Genomic DNA, 18,425 nt, shown 5'->3' on the forward strand with positions numbered 1-18,425 from the left:
CCACGGACGAGAAATGTGAGCACCAAGACGGGCGTGTCGTAACGCGAAGCGGTGCGCCGGAGCCGGTAATGGAGATACCCTGCGCCGGTGAGGTCACCACGGCGCTGCTCCCGCAACGGCTGCCCCCGGCAAGCGGTCGCCACGCTGACCTATGTCTACAACGAGTCGACCGCCGTGGTGGGCCCGTTGGCCGCCTTCGCCGAGCCGCACACGTACGACCTCTGTGAGCCGCACGCCCGCAGCCTGACCGCTCCGCGCGGCTGGGAGGTGGTCCGGCACGAGGGCGAGTTCGAGCCGCCGCCGCCGACCACGGACGACCTGGTGGCCCTGGCCGAGGCGGTGCGAGAGGCTGCCCGCCCCGCCCCCCGTCCGCCTCAGGACGACCAGAACCACCCCGCCGCGTCCCCCTCCTCCCGCCGCGGCCACCTCCGCGTAATCCCCCCCACCCACTAACCCACCCGGCCGATCGATCGCCGCCGAGTCCGCATCTCGGATGCGCGAAACTGTCCTGGCCTCAACATGCCGCCAGTCGGCGGACATGGCCGCTCGTGGTGACTAGCGTGCGCCGGAGGGTGACGCGAGTCGGGAGGCTGCGATGGGCAACGGGACCGTGGGCAACGAGGCGCTGCGGGTGGCGATGGCGGACAGGGGCGAGACGGCCGAGTCCCTGGCCGGGAAGGTGGGCGTCGATCCGGAGACGGCGGCTCGCTGGCTGGCGGACGGGCGGATCCCGCATCCACGGACCCGGATCGCCGTCGCCAACCTGGCCACCGGCGGCCTGCTGTCGCCGACGCGGGTCGACGAGATCGTGGCGGCGCGACTGGCGCGGCAGCGGGTGCTGGAGCGGGAGACCCCGCTCCAGTTCGTCGCGGTGATCGACGAGGTGGTGCTGCGGCGGCCGGTCAGCCACGATCCGTGCGTGGTGGCGGGGCAGTTGGCCCGTCCGGCCGCGCTGGGCGAGCGGGAGCACGTGCAGGTCCGGGTGATTCCGGCGGAGCATCCGTGGCACACCGGCCTGGCCGGGCCGTTCGTGCTGGCCCGGGTGCCGGACGGCGCGGAGGCGGCCTATCGGCGGCAACTGTGTCGAGGTGGCCGACAACCTGTCCGGCCGGGTCCTGGTGCGCGACAGCAAGGACCGGAGCGGCGGCATCCTGGCCTTTACCTCGACCGCCTGGCGTGCCTTCGTCATCAGCACCGGCCACCGTACCGTCTGAGCCGCCACTCTCCTTCGCCTACGGCCCGGTCGCCGCATTCGGTGTCCAGCCCGGGTTCGTTGCCCCGCTCGGTCGCCCGGCTCCGTCACCCGTTGCCCTCGCCCGGCTCGGTCGTCCGGGTCGGTCGTCCCGAGATGCGGCATCTTGCGGTCTTACGCGACCTGGATGGCGCGGGATGCCGCATATCGAGTGGATCAAGCAGCATGCCGACTGGATCAGGCGGCCTGGGTGGGTCAGGCGGCCTGGGTGAGCGAGTCGCCCGGGAGGGTCCGGCCTGGGTGATCGAGTGGCCCGAGTGGGATAAAGCGGTCTGGATGAAGAATGCAGCCGACCGCCGGCGCCCTGCGCGTATAGCGCGGCCTGTGGGTGGCGCAGGTAGCCGCGGCGGCGAGGCAGAGGGTGTCCAGGGCGAGGCAGAGGGTGTCCAGGGCGAGGCAGGGGGCGTCCAGGGCGAGGCAGGGGGTGCCCAGGGCGTGGCTGGCACCCTCGCCTCATGTCAGGATCATTCGTCTGTCGCCGCCGGCTCTTCAGCCCCAGCCGGCAGGCCCGCCCGTGGCCGACGATCGTTGATAGGAACCGTCACATGCGTAGTGCCCACCGGCCCTTCACCCGGCGTGGCCTGCTCACCGGCACCCTCGGCTCGGCCGCGCTGCTCGCGGCTGGCGGCACCCTGACCGGCTGCGGCACCCCCGCCGGGCAGCAGACCGAGGAGGGATGCGTCAGCGAGGATCTGTCCGGCGCGGAGAAGACGTTGGCGTTCTCCAACTGGCCGCAGTACCTGGACGTGGACCCCGACGACGAGCCGAAGCGCCCCAGCCTGGACGGTTTCGTCAGCACCACCGGCATCCGGGTGACCTACACCGAGGACATCAACGACAACAACGAGTTCTTCGGCAAGGTGCAGAACCAGCTCGCCGCCTGCCAGAGCACCGGGCGGGACATCATGGTGCTCACCGACTGGATGGCCGCCCGCATGATCCGGCTCGGCTGGATCCAGGAACTCGACCGGGCGAAGCTGCCGAACGTCGAGGCCAACCTCCTGCCGTCGCTGCGGAACCGCCCCTTCGACACCGAGAACCAGTTCGCCGTCCCGTGGCAGTCCGGGCTCGCCGGACTGGCCTACAACGGCCGGGTCACCGGGGAGATCCGTACCATCGACGAGCTGCTCACCCGCCCCGATCTCAAGGGCAGGGTGACCGCGCTCAGCGAGATGCACGACACCATGGGTCTGCTGTTGATGTCCAACGGCCACGATCCGGCGGACTTCACCGCCGCCCAGTTCGACGACGCGCTCAACAAGCTCAAGCGGGCCGTGGATTCGGGGCAGATCCGCCGGTTCACCGGCAACGACTACGCCCCGGAACTGGCCAAGGGCGACATCGCCGCGTGCGTCGGCTGGTCCGGCGACATCATCCAACTCGGCTTCGAAGACGAACGGATCAAGTTCGTGGTGCCGGACTCCGGCGTGCTGCTCTGGTCGGACAACATGCTGGTGCCGAACCGGGCCAGTCACAAGGCCAACGCCGAAGAGCTGATCAACTACTACTACGATCCGGCGATCGCCGCCCAACTCGCCGCGTACGTCAACTACATCTGTCCGGTGCAGGGGGCGCAGGCGGAGATGGAGAAGATCGATCCGGAGCTGGCCGCGAACCCGCTGGTCTTCCCCGATGACGCCATGCTCGCCAGGTCCCGGGTCTTCATGGCGCTGGACGGGCAGCAGGAACGTGAGTACGAGCGCAAGTTCCAGAAGGTCATCGGGGCGTGAGATGGCGCGGGAGACTCCGGCCGGCGATCTGACGCTGGCCAACCTCACCAAGACCTTCGGTGCCTCCACCGCAGTCGACGACCTGAGCCTGACGATCCGGCAGGGCTCGTTCTTCGCCCTGCTCGGCCCCTCGGGCTGCGGCAAGACCACCACGCTGCGAATGGTCGCCGGCCTGGAGGAGCCGACCAGCGGGCAGGTACTGCTCGGTGACCGCGACGTCTCCCGGCTGCGGCCGTACGAACGACCGGTCAACACGGTGTTCCAGAGCTACGCGCTCTTCCCGCACCTGGACGTCTTCGAGAACGTCGCCTTCGGACTGCGGCGACGCGGCATCCGCTCGGTCGGTGACCAGGTGCGGCAGATGCTGACCCTGGTGCAGCTCGACGGGTACGAGCGGCGCCGCCCCGCCCAGCTCTCCGGCGGTCAGCAGCAGCGCGTGGCGTTGGCCCGGGCACTCATCAACCGCCCGGAGGTGCTGCTGCTCGACGAGCCCCTCGGCGCGCTCGACGTCAGGCTGCGTCGCCAGATGCAGATCGAACTCAAGCGGCTCCAGACCGAGGTGGGCATCACCTTCGTGCACGTCACCCACGACCAGGAGGAAGCCATGACCATGGCGGACACGGTCGCGGTGATGAACGCCGGCCGGATCGAGCAACTCGGCCCGCCGGCCGAGATCTACGAGTTCCCGGCGACCGCATTCGTGGCCAACTTCCTCGGCCAGTCCAACCTGATCGCCGGTGACGCCTTCGGCCGCAGCGGGGACGACCTGCTGGTCACCGCGCCCGGCGCGCGGTTCTCCGTGCCGTCGGCGCGGTCCCGCGCCGACCAGGGTCCGGTCTTTCTGGGCGTACGCCCCGAGAAGCTGCACCTGGCCAGGGCGGCGGTGCAGGTGCCCCCCGGCAACCAACACCTCGCAGGAACGATCACCGATGCCGCCTACCTCGGGGTGAGCACGCAGTACCTGCTCCGCACCGGCTGGGGCACCGAGTTGAGCGTCTTCGTCGCCAACAGCGGCGCTCAACAGCGTTTCAGCGTCGGCGAGCGGGCCGTGGCGTACTGGGATCCGCAGCACGCCTTCCTGCTCGGCCGCCACGCCGACGAGGAGGGCCGGACCGCCCCGGTCCGCAACGAGTCGGTCGGCGCGTCCTGATGAGCCGCGGACGCGAGGCCACGCTGGCTCACGTACCCACCGGCTCCGGGCAGCCGGCGTCGACCCGGGCTGCCCGATCGGGGCGGCACCGTCTCCTGCCGTACCTGCTGTTGCTGCCGGGTACCGCCTGGCTGCTCGTCTTCTTCGCCGTGCCGTTGGCGCAGCTTGCCGCGGCCAGCCTCTACGACCCCACCGGCTCGCTCTCCACCGGGTACGAGCTGACCTGGTCATTCGGCAACTATCCGGCGGCGTTGCAGGCTCACTGGCCACAGTTCGGACGATCGTTCCTGTACGCCGGCTGCGCGCTGGTGCTGGCGCTGCTGATGGGTTACCCCCTGGCGTACGCGATCGCTCAGAAGGCCGGTCGGTGGCAGCACCCGTTGCTGGTCTGCGTGATCGCGCCGGTGTTCACCAGCTTCCTGGTGCGTACGCTGGCCTGGAAGACGATCCTGTCGGACAACGGTGCGCTGGTCGGGCTGCTGCGCGACGTGCACCTGCTCGGCCCGGACGGTCGGCTGCTGGCCACCCCGGTCGCGGTGGTGCTCGGCCTGACGTACAACTTCCTGCCATTCCTGGTGCTGCCGCTGTACGCGAGCCTGGAACGGCTCGACCCCCGGCTGCTGGAGGCGGCCCGCGACCTGTACGCGAGCCCGCTGGAGACGTTCCGCCGGGTCACCCTGCCACTGTCGATGCCCGGACTGGTCGCCGGCACGCTGCTCTTCTTCATCCCGGCGACCGGCGACTACATCAATGCGGAACTGCTCGGCACTCCGAACGAGTACATGATCGGCAATGTCATCGACTCGGCTTTCCTGGTCCGGCTCGACTACCCGCAGGGTGCGGCGCTGTCGTTCCTGCTGATGTCGGCGATCCTCGCGGTGGTGTTCGTACACCTGCGTCGTGCCGGCCCGGACGGCGTCCGGTGAAGAGGATCTTCCGTTGGTTCGCCGAACACTGGGTGATGGGCGTGGCCCTGTTGGTGCTCGGTTACCTCTTCCTGCCGATCGCCGTGGTCGCCGCGCTGTCGTTCAACCGCCCGTCGAGCCGGCTGTCGTACGACTTCAACGAGTTCACCCTCGACAACTGGCGCAACCCGTGCGCCAGTTCGGAGATGTGCGACGCGGTACTGCGCAGCGTGCAGATCGGGTTCCTCGCCACCGTGGCGGCCACCGTACTCGGCACGCTGATGGCCTTCGCGCTGGCCCGGCACCGGTTCCGGGGTCGGTCCGGGCTCAACGTGCTGATCTTCCTGCCGATGGCGACGCCGGAACTGGTGCTGGGCACCTCGCTGCTCGCCCTCTTCGTCTCCGGCGGGGTGCCGCTCGGCTTCTGGACCATCGTCATCGCCCACGTCATGTTCTGCGTGTCGTTCGTGGTGGTGACCGTCAGGGCGCGGCTGTCTGGGATGGACGGGCGGCTGGAGGAGGCCGCGATGGATCTGTACGCCAGTGAGTGGCAGACGTTCCGGCGGATCACCCTGCCGCTGGTGCTGCCCGGCATCGTGGCCGCCGCCCTGCTGGCGTTCTCGCTGAGCTTCGACGACTTCATCGTCACGAACTTCAACTCGGGCACCACGGTCACGTTCCCGATGTACGTCTGGGGTGCCGCCCAGCGGGGCATCCCACCACAGGTCAACGTCATCGGCACGACCATGTTCGGAGTCGCGCTCCTGCTGGTGCTGGCCACCTCGTTGGCGCGACCGGCAAGGGCCGGCGGTCAGCGGCCACCGGCCCCATGACCCCCGGATCACCGACGACGGCGACGTCAGTGCTTCGTGCGTAGAGGAAGCCGACGTACCCGGAGATGTCCGCGCGCAAAGGTGACAACGGCACCGGCCTGTAGCTCATCAACTACGGTCGGCAGGTTGGCGATCAGCAGTGCTGCCTGTTCCCCTGGGGTTTGCTTGTCGATCGATCGCATGAGCACCAGCGACGGAGCGGTGTGACCGCTGAGCGCGAGCATCGTCGTGAAGTCGGTGTCGGCCGACACGATCACGTAGCCACCGCTGACTGAGAAGGAAGCGATCTTCTCGTCCGAGGCCGCCAGCAACCCGTGGTCAACGACGTGAGAAGCGTCGTAGCCAACCTCCCTGAGGCGGGCGGCGATCCGTGGTGAGAGGTTCGCGTCGACCAGGAACTTCACGCGGCTGCCGGTCGGATCGGCAGCTCGCGCTCGGCGACGGCGGCTGCGGCGAACTCCAGGGCGGCGAACACGTCCTCCCGATCGAGGTACGGAAAGTCCTCGAGTACCTCATCGATCGTGCGTCCCGCCGCGAGCTGACCGAGCACCGCAGTCGCTGTGACCCGCGTGCCTCGAATGCAGGGAAGACCCCCCATGCGCCCTGGGTCGACGGTGATCCGCTCGATAGCCATGGCCGAATTCTACGGCTTCATGAGGGAATCATTGTCGCGCCGCGGTACGACGGCAGCGCTCCTCATCGCAAGGGCGATCGGCGTGGCGCCGGGCAAGGCTTCACCTCTCTCGGTGATGCAGGTCACCCTCCAGGTCAGGGGTTGGCGCGGTTACGTGGAGTATTGCTGTGGCGGGCACTTACAGAACCCTTAACTCCTGACTGAGAGCGTGTGGCCGACAGCGAGGAACACGGGGAGCGGAAGCGTGCGAGTGCTGGTGGCGGACGACGAGCGGTTGTTGGCGGACACCGTCGCGGAGGGGCTGCGTCGCCTCTCGATGGCGGTGGACGTCTGCTACGACGGTGACGGAGCGTTGGAGCGGGTCGGGGTGAACCGGTACGACGTCGCGGTGCTGGACCGGGACATGCCGGGACATACCGGTGACGAGGTGTGTCGCAGCCTGGCGGCGTCCGGCTCCGGTACGCGGGTGCTGCTGCTCACCGCTGCCGCCGGCATCAGGGACCGGGTGGAGGGCCTGGGGCTGGGGGCCGACGACTACCTGACCAAGCCGTTCGCCTTCGCCGAACTGGTTGCCCGGGTGCAGGCGTTGGGCCGGCGCTCCGCCCCGGCAGTCCCGCCGGTGCTGGAGGCGCATGGCGTCGCCCTGGACGTGGCCCGGCACACCGTCACCCGCGACGGGCGGCCGGTCGGCCTGAGCCCGAAGGAGTTCGCGGTGCTGCACGTGCTGCTCCGCGCCGAGGGTCGGGTGGTCAGCGCCGAGGAACTGCTGGAACAGGCGTGGGACGAGTTCGCCGATCCGTTCACCAACGTTGTCCGGGTCACCGTGATGACGCTGCGCAAGAAGCTCGGTGAGCCTCAGGTCATCCACACGGTGCCCCGAGCCGGGTACCGCATCGGCGGTGCCGAGTGACCCCGCGTTGGCGCATCGTGCTGGTCGGCGTGCTCGCCCTGCTGGTCGGGTACAGCCTGCCCGGCCTGACCAAGTCGGTGCTCAGCGAGCTGTGGGTGAGTGCCAGTGGGCTCTGCCACACCGGGCTGCCCGGCGTGAGTCTGGTGTGCCAGCCGGCACGCGACCTCGTGGGCCTGGCCGTCCCGCTCACCGGGCTGGGCATCCTCGTGCTCTCGATCGCCGGGATCTGGGCCGCCGCGCTGTGGTGCCTGCGTCCGGTGCGGGCCCTGGCTGGGCCGATCGCGCAGGTCGGGCCGCAGAATCTCGGTCACCGGCTCCGGCCGCGCGGCAACGACGAACTTGCCCGGCTGGCCCGGTCCGTCGACGAGATGATGGAACGCATCGCCGCCGGCTACGAGGGGCAGCGGCGGTTCGCCGCGAACGCCTCCCACGAACTGCGTACGCCGTTGGCGGTGCAGCGGACGCTTATCGAGGTCGGGATGGCCCGCTCGCTCACCGGTGAGCAACTGGAACTGCTGACCGGGCAGTTGCTGGAGACCAACGAACGCAACGAGCGGCTCATCGAGGGGCTGCTCGCGCTCAGTGAGAGCGACCAGGGGCTGCGTTCCCGTACCCCGCAGCGGCTCGACGAGATCGTCACCGGGGTGCTGGCCGCGTACCAGGACCGGCTCACCGAGGCCGGTTTGACGCTGCAGAGCCATCTGGAACCCCGGGTGGTGATGGGCGAGCGGGTGCTGCTGGAACGCCTGGTGACGAACCTCGTGGAGAACGCGATCAAGTACAACCGGCCGGGCGGCACCCTTACCGTCGCGGTCGGTCGCAACCCGGCCCTGACCGTCGTCAACACGGGCCAGGTGGTGCCAGCCGAGGCGATCGCCGGGCTTTTCGAACCATTCCGGCGGCTGGCCCGGGACCGGACGAACCACAGCGGTGGTGCCGGCCTCGGCCTGGCCATCGCTCGCTCGATCACGCAGGCCCACAACGGGCTGATCGCCGCCCGCCCCGCCGAGTACGGCGGGCTGCGGGTGGACGTCCAACTACCTACCGCACCCTGACCCGGCCGCCCGGCGGCATCCGAACCAGCACCCGACGGACGGGACCGCACCCGCGGCACCCCGACCTTCCGCGTGCCCGTGAAGCGTGCCCGTGAAACGGCCCCGGCAGGCCCGAAAGACGGTCGGCACCGACTGCTGTCGGCGGTCCGTTCGACGTGGCTGTTCGAGCCGCCGGCCGCAGCAACGGCCGACGGCCGACCGCCTGGTACGCCGTCGGCGGCAGAACCGCCCGTATCAACGGCGTCTCGCTGATCACTACAGAGGAGAGGACATGTCCGACACTGATTCGTCCGGAGCCGGCGCGGCTCCGATCGACGTGCCGGCGGCAGCCCGATGGCTGGCCGGCCGGGTGTTGCGTACCCCGGTGCTGCGCGCACCCGCCCTCGACCGGTTGGCCGGTGCCCGGGTGCTACTGAAGGCGGAGAATCTTCAGGCCGGGGGCTCGTACAAGATGCGCGGCGGGCTTTTCGCGGTGAGCCGGCTGGCAGCGGCCGGGCACGGCGGGGTGATCGCCCAGAGCACCGGCAACCACGCGGTGGCGGTGGCGCTCGCGGCTCGGCGGTTCGAACTGGCCGCCACGGTGGTACTTCCGGTCGACGCGGCAGCGACGAAGATGGCCCGGGCCCGCGCGGCAGGTGCGCGGGTGGTGCTCGCCGGTACGACGGTCGAGGAGCGGCTGGCCGTGGCCCGCCGGATGCGGGACGAGACCGGCCACCCGATCGTCGACGCGTACGACCATCCGGACGTCATCGCCGGGCAGGGCAGTGCCAGTCTCGAACTGATCGAGGAAGCCGAACGGGCCGGCACCCCGCTCGATGCCCTCGTGCTGCCGGTCGGTGGCGGTGGCGGTGCGGCTGGTGCCTGCCTGGCCGCGGCCGGTCGACCGATCGAGGTGTACGGGGTGGAGCCGCATGGCTGCGACTCACTGGCCCGCAGCCTGGCGGCCGGTCGGCCCGTTCCGGTCACGCCGGCACCGACCATCGCTGACGGACTGCGCCCCTCCTGCGTGGGTGAGCTGCCCTTCGCCATCCTGCGCACCCGGCTGCGCGGCGTGGTCCGAGTGGACGACGACGAGATCGCCGAGGCGTTCCGGCTGCTCCTGCTGGAGCTGAAGATGCTGGCCGAGCCGTCGGGGGCGGCCAGCCTGGCCGGCGCGCTACGGCTCGCCGCCGCCGGTCAGCGGGGGCGCACGGTCGGCGTGGTGCTGACCGGCGGAAACGTGGAGGCGGAACTGGTCGCCCGACTGGCGGCAGCCGCCCGACTTGAGGAAGAGGAAGAGGTGGCCGTGGCATGAGTGCGCCCGTACGCATTGGAATACTGTTCGGTGGTCCGTCGGCGGAACACGACGTGTCCTGCGCCTCCGCGCTCGGTGTGGCCCGGGCGCTGGCCGGTGACGGCTACCGCATCGCCGCCATCGGGGTCACCCGCGCTGGTGGGCTCCGGCTCGTCCCGGACGCGGCGCTGTCCGGGTTTCTGGCTGGCGCGGCATCGGAGCGAGCCATCGACGACCGGCTGACAGTGATCGGTCCGGCCGTGGAACTGCGGGCCGGACCGCGATCCGGTACGGCGGTGGTGACCGGGATGGACGCGCCCGGCGCGGTGCACGCCGAGTTGGACGTGGTCTTCCCGGTGCTGCACGGTCCGTTCGGTGAGGACGGGGTGGTGCAGGGGGTGCTCGAATCCCTGGGCGTGCCATACGTCGGGTGCGGCATCCTCGCCTCCGCCGTCGGGATGGACAAGGTGGCGATGAAGCGTGCGTTGCGGACCGAGGGGGTGCCGATCACCCCGCACGTCTCCTTCGACGCGACCACCTACCGGACGACGGAGGATCCGGAGAAGTTGGTGCTGGGCCTGCGTCGCCCGTTGTTCGTCAAGCCCGCCCGGATGGGCTCCTCGATCGGTATCTCCCGGGTGGCCGAGGGTGATGATCTGGGTGCGGCGATAGAGGAGGCCCTGCGGCACGACACCGTGGTGGTGGTGGAACAGGGGGTGAGCGGTCGGGAACTGGAGTGCGGGGTGCTCGGCGGTGCCCGCCCGGACGCGTCCTCGGTCGGCGAGGTACGGGTCAGCGGTGGCTGGTTCGACTACCGCCAGAAGTACTTCGGCGACAGCGATCCGATGGTCGTCCCGGCTCCGCTGTCGCGGGAGGTGACCGAGCGGATCAGGGAGCTGTCGGTGCGGGCGTTCGCCGCGATCGGTGGCTGGGGCCTGGCCCGGGTCGACTTCCTCTACGACGAGGCCGGCGGCGAGTTGTACGTCAACGAGTTGAACACGATGCCGGGCTTCACCGCCCACTCGATGTACCCGAAGGTGTGGGCGGCGGCCGGCGTCGGCTACCGGGAGATCCTGGACCGTCTCGTCGCGCTGGCCTTCGCCCGGCACGCGGAGCGGCCCCGTGGGGGAGACGGGCGATGATCCTCCTCTGCGATCCGCGGGTCGCGGCGGTACGCGGCATCGACGACGGCGAGCCGCTGGTCGACCTGCGCGAGGTCCCCGAGCTGCGGTTGGATCCTCGGGCGGCTGATCCGGCCGGCGCGTACGCCCGATTGCGGCAGCCGGTGGTGGACCGGTTGCTGGCGGCGCAGCGGTCGCTGCCCGACGGCCTGCGCCTGCTGATCGTCGAGGGGTATCGGCCCTACCAGGCGCAGCTGAACATCTTCACCGGCTACCAGGAGGAGTTGCGGCGCGCCCACCCGGACTGGTCGCCGGAGCGGCTGTACCGGGAGACGACCAAGTTCGTCTCACCGGTTGAAGTGGCGCCGCACAGCACCGGTGGCGCGGTGGATCTCACCTTGTGCACAGTGGACGGCGTCGAAATGGACATGGGCACGGCGGTGGACGCCACCCCGGAGGCGAGCGACAACGCCTGTTTCACCGCTGCGTCGTCGATCGGCCCCGACGCCCGCCGGCACCGGCAGATCATGGCTGCTGCCCTGCGTGGCGTCGGCCTGGTGAACTATCCCACCGAATGGTGGCACTGGTCGTACGGGGATCGCTACTGGGCGTTGCTGACCGGTGCGCCACACACCCGATACGGGCCGATATGACCGGTGCTGTCGCCGGTTCACCCGGGGCATTGTTTCGATAAGTGTCACGGCGATGAACTGGAAGGCGCTCCCTGGCCGTACCAGCTCCCGAACACAGAGGTGTGAGGACGGGAGAAACAGGTGAAGCTGCAGCGGAAGCCAATGCTGGCGGCGGGGGTGGCGGTGGTCGCCGCGGCGACGGTGGCGGTCGGCACCGGGCTCGGGTTCGCTGACAGCGCACCGGACCGGCAGAGCGTCTGCGCGGGATCGATCACGTTCTCGGCCGAGGCGGGCGCACCGGCCGCCACCAGCAGCCAGTTCCCGGTCGGTACCCGGCTGCGGGTGACCAACCTCGACAACGACACATCGGCCGAGGTGACAGTGGTCGGCCCGTCGGGCAGTTGCGTGCTGCTCAACGCCGCAGCGATGGACCTCGTCCGCGAGCCCGGCAAGAACGTGATCCGGAACAACGTGGTCGAGCGCATCGGCGCCGCCGCGCAGCCGGGCGCGGGACAGCCGGGCGTGATCGGTGACCGGCCGGGTTCGGCCTCACCACCGGCGGCCCGTCCGGTCACCGGGTCGGCCTGCCAGGGCGCGATCACCTTCTTCGAGGAGGCCGCCGGACCGGCCGCTACGAGCGACCGCTTCCCGGTCGGCACCCGGCTCCGGGTGACCAACCTGGACAACAGCCGGGCGACCACGGTCACCATCACCGGCCCGTCCGGCAGCTGCGTGCTGCTGAACTCCGCCGCCATGGAGCAGATCCGGGAGCCGGGCAAGGACCTGGTACGCAACAACATCGTCGAGGTGCTGCGCTGAGCTGCGGGGCTCACTGTCGCGCGACATCGCGGCCGGCTCGGTCGACGGTCGGCGGCGTCACCAACCGCCGTCGTCGCGTACCCGGGCCGGGGCGCGGCCGAGCAGCAGGGTGGTGAGCGCGGCGTCGATGTCGGCTCCGAGGAACCATTCACCGGCCTGGTCCAGGGCGAAGATCCGCCCCCGTTCGTCGGCTGCGATCATGCTGCGCCGGCTCTCGGTGCCGATCGGGAACAGTCGGGCGCCGAGCACCGCCGCGAAGTCATACAGCGATTCGGTGGATCGGGCGGCCTGACGGGGATGGGAGTGGCCTGACCTGTGTGGGCGCCGTGGAGGCGATGATGTAACCGAGGTCGAACTCGACGACCGTCGGTCGGCACTCGTGCCCCAGTCGCCGCGAGTCGCGGCGGGCCCACACTGCGGCGAGCTGCTCGGCCTGTTCGCGGTCGATCACAATCGGTAACCTACCGGACTACGTCGTTGTGCGGCGCTGCGTGCGGTGGAGCCTACTCTTCGCAAGGCGAGCGGTTGTTCTGCCGCGCCCAGCGGTGCCCGCTGCGGGGTAGACCGCTGGCAATACGCTCGCGGAATGGCAGTCTCGGAGAAGAAGCACGGTGGTCGACGGCTCTGGGCCTGGCCGCCGGCAATCCTACTCGGCCTGGTGATCGGGATGACGGTCCTGGACGGTGTCACCGGCATCAGTTTCGGGGTGGCCATCGGCGTGGTCTTCGCTATGGCTCTTGGTGCGACCGGTGGCGCGGGCGACGCGGATGGCCCCGACGAGCCCGGCTCCGGTAAGGGGCAGGACCGTTCGTCGTGACCGTCGTGACGTGGTGCGGCGCACATGCGGGGTGCTCGCTGGTCAGCCGAGGTCAGGCCCCGGTAGTAGCCTGACCGGCGTTCCCCCGTCGGGGGAGGAACGGTGGTTGATCATGTCGGTACGTCGGCACACGGCGCGGCTCGCGACGGTCTGCGTGTTCCTGGGTGCCCTGGTGGTGCTCGGTGGCGCTCCCGCGCACGCCGACGAGGACCGGGTGCGGGTGCGTTCGGCGGGCAGCTTCACCGCGGGCCGTTCCGTCCAAGGTGTGACCGTCGAGGTGCGCAAGCGCACCGACGGATGCGCGCGGGTGCGCACCGCGCTGGGTCTGAGCCTGCCCGGTGTACGGGCCGACCAGGTGGCGGTGCAGGCCGACGTGAGGGGCAGTTGGGTGCCGGTCGGCGTTTCCGGCGCGGCAGGGCTGGTCAACACCGCGCCGGTCGCCCCGGCCCGGGACAAGCTCTGCAAGGGCAAGGGTGTGGCGATGCGCTACCGCGTCGCCTTCGCCGCGGATGCCCCCGGCGGCCGACTGGTGGTGACCGGTGAGGCGACCACGGCGCGCGGTGTCGTGCTGGGCCGGGCCGCCGCGTCGTCGCGGGTGGTCGGCGGGCGGGCCTCGGCGTCGCCCTCCCCGTCGCCCACCCCGTCACCGTCGCCCAGCGAGGAGGTGGCCGAGGAACCGACCGGCGAGGCCACGCCCACCGTGGCGCTCGCCGCAGAGACGGCGGACGATCTTGCCCAGGCGGCCGGTGAGTCCTCCGGTGGGTCGCCGGTGATGTACTTCGGGATCGCCATGGTCGCCGCTGGCGCACTGCTCATCGGGCTGTTGATCCACCGTTCCCGCAAGGACCGCAAGGACCGCGGACAACCGGCCGACGGGTTCGAGATCCCACCGTCGCGCAACCCGGGCGGCACCACCTACCGGTCCGGCGGCCAAGGTGCCGCGCCGGTCGGATCCGCCCCGGGCGCCGTGCCGGTTGCACCGGGCCCGAATGCCGCGCCGGCATCGCCGCCCGGCCTGGGCAGTGTGTCGCCGGCACCGTCCGGTCAGGCGTACGGGGCGAGCCGGGCCGGCACGCCACGGGTCTACGGCGGCACCGCAGCGCCCCGTCCGACCGGCGGGATGTACGGTGCCCGGCCGGCCGACCCGGTCGAGGCGACCCGGCCGGGTGAACCGGTGGGACCGGCCCGCCCGGTCCCACCCGGCACGTCCGCCCGGGCGGCGGTGCCACCGGCGCGGATCGTCGCGCCCAACTCCGCCCCACCGGCACCGTCGACGCCCGGACCGGCCGGACCGGCCTCGGGTCCACCGGCCACGCCGGCCTCGGGCCTGCCTGCCGCGTCGACCTCCGGGCCGCCGGTGGAGCCCGGTCAGGGCGGGGCGGGGGGGCGACCGGACCGGTCGCCGGGTGCCGGGACGGGTGACGAGCCGGAGTACGGACGCGGGCTCGGCGGCTGAGCCGGGGCGGGCGCCGCCGCTCCGATACGCTCAGGTGCGTTGACGACCCCGCAGGCGAGGAGTGGAACCGGTGTCTGATCTGTCCCGGATCGTGAAGGCGTACGACGTCCGTGGGACGGTGCCGGACCAGTGGGACGAGCGGGTCGCCGGTGCCCTCGGCGTCGCCTTCGCCCAGATGCTCGACGCCGCCGGTGAGCCGGGGCAGGCGGTGCTCATCGGGCACGACATGCGGGCCTCTGGTCCCGGGCTGGCTGCCGCCTTCGCCGCCGGAGTACGCGCCGAGGGCCGCCCGGTCATCGAGATCGGGCTCGCCTCCACCGACATGGTCTACTACGCCTCCGGTGCGCTCGGGCTGCCCGGCGCGATGTTCACCGCCAGCCACAACCCGGCGCAGTACAACGGCATCAAGCTCTGTCACGCCGACGCTCGCCCGGTCGGGCAGGACAGCGGGCTGGCCGAGGTCCGCGACCGGGCGCAGGCCCTGCTCGACAAGGACGAGCCGGTCGGCGAGCCGGCCGCGCCGACGCAGCGGCGCGACCTGCTGCCCGACTACGCGGCACACCTGCGCACGCTGGTGGACCTTTCCGGCATCCGGCCGCTGACCGTGGTGGTCGACGCCGGCAACGGGATGGGCGGGCACACCGTGCCGAGCGTGCTCGGCGACGCCGCCCTGGCTGCCCTGCCGTTGCGGATCGTGCCGCTGTACTTCGAGCTGGACGGGACGTTCCCCAACCACGAGGCCAACCCGCTGGATCCGGCCAACCTGGTCGACCTGCAACGCGCCGTGGTGGCGCACGGCGCGGACATCGGCCTGGCGTTCGACGGAGACGCCGATCGCTGCTTCGTGGTGGACGAGCGCGGCGAGCCGGTCTCCCCGTCGGCGATCACCGCGTTGGTGGCCGCTCGGGAGTTGGCCAAGCATCCCGGCTCGACGGTGATCCACAACCTGATCACCTCCAGCGCGGTGCCCGAGATCATTCGGGAGCACGGCGGTGAGCCGGTGGTGGCCCGGGTGGGTCACTCCTTCATCAAGGCCGAGATGGCACGCACCAACGCGGTCTTCGGTGGGGAGCACTCGGCGCACTACTACTTCCGGGACTTCTGGTTCGCCGACACCGGCATGCTGGCGGCGATGCACACCCTGGCGGCGCTCGGCGAGCAGCCGCTGCCGCTGTCCACGCTCGCCGCCGAGTACGAGCGGTACGTCGCCTCGGGCGAGATCAACTCCACGGTGGCGGACCAGGCGGCCAAGGTCGCCGAGGTGCGTGCCGCGTACCCGGACGCAGAGGCCGACGAGATGGACGGTCTCACCCTGCGCTTTGCCGACGGGGCGTGGTTCAACCTGCGCGCCTCGAACACCGAGCCGCTGCTGCGGCTCAATGTCGAGGCCCCGACCGCCGAGCGGATGACCGCACTGCGCGACGAGGTGCTCGACGTGGTTCGCCGATAAGATCGCTCGCGTCGGTCGGCACCCCCGACCGGTGAAGCCGCACACGTGGAAGGAGCCGCGCAATGGCCCTCGACCCGCAGTTGCTGGAAATCCTCGCCTGCCCGGACACACACCATGCCCCGCTGACCTACGACGCGCCGGCCCAGACGCTGACGTGCACCGAGTGCGGCCGGATCTTCGAGGTCCGCGACGACGTGCCGGTGCTGCTGCTGGACGAGGCGCGCGTCCCGGCGGAGGGATCGTGATCGACGGAACGGCCGGCGTCAGCGGACACCGCAACGCCGACGAACGACTGCTCGACGACCCGCAGGCCCTCGGCGAGCGCGATCCGGGCGGCATGCTGCGGCACACCGCCTCGGCGGGCGCACAGGTACGCGAGTCGGCCGCCCTGGCCGCCGAGGCCAACCTTTCCGTACTCGCCGACGACGGACGTCCCCGGGCGGTCGTGATCGCCGGCATCGGCACCGCCGGACGCACCGGCGACGTGCTGGCCACGGTCGCCGGGCCGAGGTGCCCGGTGCCGGTGATCGCACACCGCCTCGCCGGAGTGCCGGGCTGGGTCGGCGCGGCCGACGTGGTGATCGCGGTCAGCGCCTCCGGCCGCAGCCCGGAGGCGCTGGGTGCCGCCGAGGCCGCTCACCGGCGGGGTGCCCGGCTGGTCGCGGTGGGTCCGGCGGACTCCCAACTGCACTCGGTCGCCGAGCGGGCCCGCGCCCCGTTCATCCCGGTACCCCGGCGGGCGCCCGCCCGGGCCAGCCTCTGGGGGCTTACCGTGCCGGTCCTGCTCGCCGCCCGGGCCCTCGGCCTGGTCAAGGTCAACGAGGCGGATCTGGCGGAGACGGCGGCCCGGCTGGACGCCGACGCGGACCGCAGTCGCCCGACCGCGGAGTCCTTCGTCAACCCGGCCAAGTCCCTCGCCCTCGGGCTGGCCGGGTCGATCCCGATCGTCTGGGGCTCGTCGCCGCTGGCGGCGGTCGCCGCACGCCGCTTCGGCGACACCCTGTCCGCCAACGCCCGCTACCCGGTGGTCACCGGTGCGCTCGGCGAGGCGGGTCGAGGCCGGGTCGGGCTGCTCGACGGGGTTTTCGGCGGCCTGGCCGAGGGGGAGCGGGACATCTTCGCCGATCCCGACGAGTCGGACGGTGAGGGCACCCGGCTGCGGTTGGTGCTGCTGCGTGACGGTGGGCTGAACGCCGAGGACGACGCCGACGAGCCCCTCGCCGTCGAGGAACGGCGCGCGGACGCGGTGCAGACCCTCGCCGAGCGGCGGGGTGTACGGTGCGACGTGGTCACCGCCGAGGGTGGTTCGGCGCTGGAGCGGCTCGCCTCCCTGGTGGCGGTGCCGGACTTCGCGTCGATCTACCTGGCGTTGGCGCACGGCCTGGACCCGATGGCGGTGCCGGCGATCACCGAGATGAAGGAGCTGGCCAACCAGTGAGCACCCAGGGTGGCAGCAAGGCGATCATGGCGGCGCTGCTCGCCAACGTCGGCATCGCCGTAACGAAGTTCGTGGCCTTCCTGTTGACCGGTTCGTCGTCGATGCTCGCCGAGTCCGTCCACTCGGTGGCCGACTCGGGCAACCAGGCATTGCTGCTGCTCGGTGTCAAGCGGGCCCGGCGAGATGCCACCCCGCAACACCCGTTCGGCTACGGGCGGGAGCGCTACGTGTACGCGTTCATCGTCGCGATCGTGTTGTTCAGCCTGGGCGGTCTGTTCGCGCTCTACGAGGCGTGGCACAAGTGGTCCGACCCGCACGGCATCACCAGTTGGCACTGGGTGCCGGTGACCGTGCTGCTCGCGGCGATCGTGATGGAGTCGTTCTCCTTCCGCACCGCCGTCAGGGAGTCGAACCTGGTCCGGGGCCGCGAGTCCTGGATCAGGTTCATCCGCCGGTCGAAGGCGCCGGAGCTGCCGGTGGTGCTGCTGGAGGATTTCGGCGCGCTTGTCGGCCTGGTCCTCGCCCTGTTCGGGGTGGGGCTGACCCTGGCCACCGGTAACGGCCGGTGGGACGCGGCCGGCACCGCGATGATCGGCCTGCTGCTGGTCACCATCGCTATCGTGCTGGCCGTGGAGACCAAGAGCCTGCTGCTGGGCGAGGGGGCCGAGCCGGCGAACCTCGCGGCAATCGAACAGGCGGTCACCGACGGCCCCGAGGTGGAGCGGATCATCCACATCAAGACGCTGTACCTCGGTCCGGAGGAGCTGATGGTGGCCGCGAAGGTCGCGGTGTCGCGGTGCGAGAGCGCCGAAGAGGTGGCCCGGGGCATCGACGCGGTGGAGCAGCGGATCCGGGCCGCCGTGCCGGTCGCCCGGGTCATCTACCTCGAACCGGACATCTACCGGCTCCCGGTCGGGTCCTCCACCACGTCCGGGCACGCCGGAAGCTGA

At 71.1% G+C, this 18,425-nt stretch carries 20 protein-coding genes and 2 pseudogenes; 19 read left to right on the plus strand and 3 right to left on the minus strand.

Going from position 1 to position 18,425, the window contains the following annotated elements; all coding sequences use genetic code 11:
• Nucleotides 1–87: 87 nt before the first annotated feature.
• The 7 genes and pseudogenes from AC2CHE_RS07280 to AC2CHE_RS07310 all read left to right on the plus strand — a co-directional run bounded on the left by AC2CHE_RS07280 (nucleotide 88) and on the right by AC2CHE_RS07310 (nucleotide 5,870).
• Nucleotides 88–453, plus strand: coding sequence for a DUF3499 domain-containing protein (locus AC2CHE_RS07280; RefSeq protein WP_484504119.1), 366 nt, complete (start codon nucleotides 88–90; stop codon nucleotides 451–453).
• Between the two features lie 184 nt (nucleotides 454–637).
• A pseudogene (locus AC2CHE_RS07285) lies at nucleotides 638–1,018 on the plus strand (Scr1 family TA system antitoxin-like transcriptional regulator); the annotation flags it as partial.
• A 49-nt stretch (nucleotides 1,019–1,067) separates the two neighbouring features.
• On the plus strand, nucleotides 1,068–1,214 hold the full coding sequence (locus AC2CHE_RS07290) for a DUF397 domain-containing protein (RefSeq protein ID WP_484504147.1): 147 nt from the start codon (nucleotides 1,068–1,070) through the stop codon (nucleotides 1,212–1,214).
• 583 nt (nucleotides 1,215–1,797) lie between these two features.
• Entirely contained in the window at nucleotides 1,798–2,982 is a 1,185-nt protein-coding gene (locus AC2CHE_RS07295; protein WP_484504120.1) for a polyamine ABC transporter substrate-binding protein, read from the plus strand.
• A 1-nt stretch (nucleotide 2,983) separates the two neighbouring features.
• Nucleotides 2,984–4,132: an ABC transporter ATP-binding protein gene (locus AC2CHE_RS07300; RefSeq protein ID WP_484504121.1), complete on the plus strand. Its 1,149-nt coding sequence runs from the start codon at nucleotides 2,984–2,986 to the stop codon at nucleotides 4,130–4,132.
• Entirely contained in the window at nucleotides 4,132–5,058 is a 927-nt protein-coding gene (locus AC2CHE_RS07305) for an ABC transporter permease (protein ID WP_484504122.1), read from the plus strand. The genes AC2CHE_RS07300 and AC2CHE_RS07305 overlap by 1 nt, the downstream gene beginning before the upstream one ends.
• Entirely contained in the window at nucleotides 5,055–5,870 is an 816-nt protein-coding gene (locus AC2CHE_RS07310) for an ABC transporter permease (protein ID WP_484504123.1), read from the plus strand. The genes AC2CHE_RS07305 and AC2CHE_RS07310 overlap by 4 nt, the downstream gene beginning before the upstream one ends.
• Before the next feature lie 26 nt (nucleotides 5,871–5,896).
• On the opposite strand, the gene AC2CHE_RS07315 is transcribed toward AC2CHE_RS07310, so the two are convergent.
• The gene (locus AC2CHE_RS07315; protein ID WP_484504124.1) at nucleotides 5,897–6,274 is read right to left on the minus strand and encodes a DUF5615 family PIN-like protein; all 378 of its coding nucleotides are present in this window, start codon (nucleotides 6,272–6,274) and stop codon (nucleotides 5,897–5,899) included.
• The gene (locus AC2CHE_RS07320; protein WP_484504125.1) at nucleotides 6,271–6,504 is read right to left on the minus strand and encodes a DUF433 domain-containing protein; all 234 of its coding nucleotides are present in this window, start codon (nucleotides 6,502–6,504) and stop codon (nucleotides 6,271–6,273) included. The genes AC2CHE_RS07315 and AC2CHE_RS07320 overlap by 4 nt, the downstream gene beginning before the upstream one ends.
• Nucleotides 6,505–6,748: 244 nt before the next feature.
• On the opposite strand from AC2CHE_RS07320, the gene AC2CHE_RS07325 reads away from it, so the two are divergent.
• From AC2CHE_RS07325 to AC2CHE_RS07350, 6 genes are all read left to right on the plus strand, one after another.
• Entirely contained in the window at nucleotides 6,749–7,414 is a 666-nt protein-coding gene (locus tag AC2CHE_RS07325; RefSeq protein ID WP_281566111.1) for a response regulator transcription factor, read from the plus strand.
• On the plus strand, nucleotides 7,411–8,469 hold the full coding sequence (locus AC2CHE_RS07330; protein WP_484504126.1) for a sensor histidine kinase: 1,059 nt from the start codon (nucleotides 7,411–7,413) through the stop codon (nucleotides 8,467–8,469). The genes AC2CHE_RS07325 and AC2CHE_RS07330 overlap by 4 nt, the downstream gene beginning before the upstream one ends.
• 271 nt (nucleotides 8,470–8,740) lie before the next feature.
• Nucleotides 8,741–9,763, plus strand: a complete 1,023-nt coding sequence (locus tag AC2CHE_RS07335) for a threonine ammonia-lyase (RefSeq protein ID WP_484504127.1) — start codon at nucleotides 8,741–8,743, stop codon at nucleotides 9,761–9,763.
• Nucleotides 9,760–10,884, plus strand: coding sequence for a D-alanine--D-alanine ligase family protein (locus AC2CHE_RS07340; protein WP_484504128.1), 1,125 nt, complete (start codon nucleotides 9,760–9,762; stop codon nucleotides 10,882–10,884). The genes AC2CHE_RS07335 and AC2CHE_RS07340 overlap by 4 nt, the downstream gene beginning before the upstream one ends.
• Nucleotides 10,881–11,516 (plus strand): M15 family metallopeptidase, encoded by a 636-nt coding sequence (locus AC2CHE_RS07345; RefSeq protein WP_484504129.1) that lies wholly within the window; start codon nucleotides 10,881–10,883, stop codon nucleotides 11,514–11,516. The genes AC2CHE_RS07340 and AC2CHE_RS07345 overlap by 4 nt, the downstream gene beginning before the upstream one ends.
• Nucleotides 11,517–11,636: 120 nt before the next feature.
• Nucleotides 11,637–12,314, plus strand: coding sequence for an RlpA-like double-psi beta-barrel domain-containing protein (locus AC2CHE_RS07350; RefSeq protein WP_484504130.1), 678 nt, complete (start codon nucleotides 11,637–11,639; stop codon nucleotides 12,312–12,314).
• A gap of 57 nt (nucleotides 12,315–12,371) precedes the next feature.
• On the opposite strand, the pseudogene AC2CHE_RS07355 reads toward AC2CHE_RS07350, so the two are convergent.
• A pseudogene (locus AC2CHE_RS07355) lies at nucleotides 12,372–12,620 on the minus strand (SUKH-3 domain-containing protein); the annotation flags it as partial.
• 280 nt (nucleotides 12,621–12,900) lie between these two features.
• Between AC2CHE_RS07355 and AC2CHE_RS07360 the strand changes: the two are divergent.
• From AC2CHE_RS07360 to AC2CHE_RS07385, 6 genes are all read left to right on the plus strand, one after another.
• Nucleotides 12,901–13,131: a hypothetical protein gene (locus AC2CHE_RS07360; protein WP_484504131.1), complete on the plus strand. Its 231-nt coding sequence runs from the start codon at nucleotides 12,901–12,903 to the stop codon at nucleotides 13,129–13,131.
• Between the two features lie 112 nt (nucleotides 13,132–13,243).
• Nucleotides 13,244–14,587 carry a hypothetical protein gene (locus AC2CHE_RS07365; protein ID WP_484504132.1) on the plus strand — a complete coding sequence of 448 codons (1,344 nt, stop codon included), beginning with the start codon at nucleotides 13,244–13,246 and terminating at the stop codon, nucleotides 14,585–14,587.
• A 70-nt stretch (nucleotides 14,588–14,657) separates the two neighbouring features.
• Nucleotides 14,658–16,037 (plus strand): phosphomannomutase/phosphoglucomutase, encoded by a 1,380-nt coding sequence (locus tag AC2CHE_RS07370; RefSeq protein ID WP_484504133.1) that lies wholly within the window; start codon nucleotides 14,658–14,660, stop codon nucleotides 16,035–16,037.
• A 62-nt stretch (nucleotides 16,038–16,099) separates the two neighbouring features.
• A complete protein-coding gene (locus AC2CHE_RS07375) occupies nucleotides 16,100–16,282 on the plus strand; it encodes a Trm112 family protein (RefSeq protein WP_164446020.1) in 183 nt (60 codons plus the stop codon).
• Nucleotides 16,279–17,475 (plus strand): SIS domain-containing protein, encoded by a 1,197-nt coding sequence (locus AC2CHE_RS07380; RefSeq protein ID WP_484504134.1) that lies wholly within the window; start codon nucleotides 16,279–16,281, stop codon nucleotides 17,473–17,475. Before AC2CHE_RS07375 ends, AC2CHE_RS07380 begins: the two co-directional genes overlap by 4 nt.
• Nucleotides 17,472–18,425, plus strand: a complete 954-nt coding sequence (locus AC2CHE_RS07385; protein ID WP_484504135.1) for a cation diffusion facilitator family transporter — start codon at nucleotides 17,472–17,474, stop codon at nucleotides 18,423–18,425. Before AC2CHE_RS07380 ends, AC2CHE_RS07385 begins: the two co-directional genes overlap by 4 nt.

It is taken from the genome of Micromonospora sp. ATLC16 (assembly GCF_057196645.1).

Excerpts from the sequence above, each read along its gene's own strand:
- AC2CHE_RS07295 (WP_484504120.1), top strand. The coding sequence starts at position 1,798 with ATGCGTAGTGCCCACCGGCCCTTCACCCGGCGTGGCCTGCTCACCGGC.
- AC2CHE_RS07300 (WP_484504121.1), top strand. The coding sequence starts at position 2,984 with ATGGCGCGGGAGACTCCGGCCGGCGATCTGACGCTGGCCAACCTCACC.
- AC2CHE_RS07305 (WP_484504122.1), top strand. The coding sequence starts at position 4,132 with ATGAGCCGCGGACGCGAGGCCACGCTGGCTCACGTACCCACCGGCTCC.
- AC2CHE_RS07320 (WP_484504125.1), bottom strand. The coding sequence starts at position 6,504 with ATGGCTATCGAGCGGATCACCGTCGACCCAGGGCGCATGGGGGGTCTT.
- AC2CHE_RS07335 (WP_484504127.1), top strand. The coding sequence starts at position 8,741 with ATGTCCGACACTGATTCGTCCGGAGCCGGCGCGGCTCCGATCGACGTG.
- AC2CHE_RS07340 (WP_484504128.1), top strand. The coding sequence starts at position 9,760 with ATGAGTGCGCCCGTACGCATTGGAATACTGTTCGGTGGTCCGTCGGCG.
- AC2CHE_RS07345 (WP_484504129.1), top strand. The coding sequence starts at position 10,881 with ATGATCCTCCTCTGCGATCCGCGGGTCGCGGCGGTACGCGGCATCGAC.
- AC2CHE_RS07360 (WP_484504131.1), top strand. The coding sequence starts at position 12,901 with ATGGCAGTCTCGGAGAAGAAGCACGGTGGTCGACGGCTCTGGGCCTGG.
- AC2CHE_RS07365 (WP_484504132.1), top strand. The coding sequence starts at position 13,244 with ATGTCGGTACGTCGGCACACGGCGCGGCTCGCGACGGTCTGCGTGTTC.
- AC2CHE_RS07375 (WP_164446020.1), top strand. The coding sequence starts at position 16,100 with ATGGCCCTCGACCCGCAGTTGCTGGAAATCCTCGCCTGCCCGGACACA.